At 64.8% G+C, this 1,334-nt stretch carries 1 protein-coding gene; it reads right to left on the bottom strand.

Going from position 1 to position 1,334, the window contains the following annotated elements:
• Nucleotides 1-38: 38 nt before the first annotated feature.
• Nucleotides 39-1,264 (bottom strand): IS3 family transposase gene (locus tag ACFWO8_RS33125; RefSeq protein ID WP_378974779.1). Its coding sequence is split into 2 segments (ribosomal slippage): nucleotides 39-955 and nucleotides 955-1,264, totalling 1,227 coding nucleotides; the frame shifts between segments, so codons are not numbered across the junction.
• Nucleotides 1,265-1,334 lie beyond the last annotated feature (70 nt).

Raw genomic sequence — 1,334 nt, 5'->3', positions numbered from 1 at the left:
GGGCCTTGACCCCGGAAACTGGACACGGGGGTTTGTGATTACGCGGCTTGAGCCATGTTATCGGGCGCGTGAGCGGATTCGTAGTCGGCAGGGCTGAGATACCCGCAGTAGGAGTGCCTTCGTCGAGTGTTGTAGCGGGTGATCCACCGGAACACCGCCAACCGCGCCGCCCGCGGTGATTCCCACCGGGCAGCGCCTTGCAGCGTCTCGCGTTTCAGGGTCGCGTTGAACGATTCCGCGAGGGCATTATCTGCGCTCGAGCCCACCGCTCCCGTCGATTGGGTGACACCCAGTGTCGTGCAGAGTGTCGCGAAATCCTTTGCGGTGTACTGACTTCCGTGGTCTGCATGGAAGATCGATCCAGCGAGGCTGCCGCGGGTCGCAGCGGCAGCGGCCAGGGCGTTTTCGACGAGTTCGGTGCGCATGTGGTCAGCGATCGACCACCCGACCAGGCGGCGGGAGAAGCAGTCGATCACCGTGGCCAAATACAAGAACTCGCCGTCTCCGCAGGGCAGATAGGTGATGTCACCGACGTATTTGGTATTCGGCGCGTTCGCGGTGAAATCCCGGCGCACCAGGTCAGCGGCCGGGGTGTCGGCAGGCTCGGGCACCGTGGTGCGGTGCCTGCGGCGAAGCCGTAAACCCTCGATGTTGTTCTCGCGCATGATCCTTGCGATCCGTTTGTGGTTGATCCGCTGCCCGGCGGGTGCGCCGGCGTTGAGTTCAGCGGTGATCCTGGGCCGCCCGCAGGTGTTGTCCTGGTCGTGGACGGCACGGATCTTGGTGGCGAGATCAGCATCGGCGTCGGCACGGGCGGCTCGTTTGTCGGCGGCACCGATCCACGCGTAGTACGAGGACCGGGCGACTTCGGCGACCTGGCATAACCGCTTCACCTCGAAGGTGTGAGAGTGGTCGGCGACGAACTGGAAGCGGGTCACCAGCGCGTCTCCCCGGCGAAATATTTGGCCGCCGATCGCAGGATGTCGCGCTCGGTCTCGAGCTTTGTCTTCTCGGCCTTGACCTGGGCGAGCTCTGCCCGCAGGCGGGCGGCTTCTTGCTCGGGGGTTTCATCGCTGGCGGGCCCGGGCACCGACGTTGTTCGGGGTTTACGGATCGGGACGCCGGCGTTTTTGAGCCACGCGGTCAGCGAGCCGTGGGAAATGCCGAGGTCGGTGGCGATCCCGGCCACGGTCGCGCCAGCGGTGTCGCGGTAGAGCGCGACCGCGTCGCGGCGGAACTCGTCGGTGTAGTTCTTCTTGGGCATCGGGTAGATCTTCTCGCTTTTCTGGTCTGAGACCAAGATCAAGCGTGTCCATCACCCGGGGTCAAGGCCC

Origin of the sequence: Nocardia sp. NPDC058480 (genome assembly GCF_042720495.1) — a bacterium.
Taxonomy (GTDB): domain Bacteria; phylum Actinomycetota; class Actinomycetes; order Mycobacteriales; family Mycobacteriaceae; genus Nocardia.
This window is presented reverse-complemented; position numbering and strand designations above follow the sequence as displayed.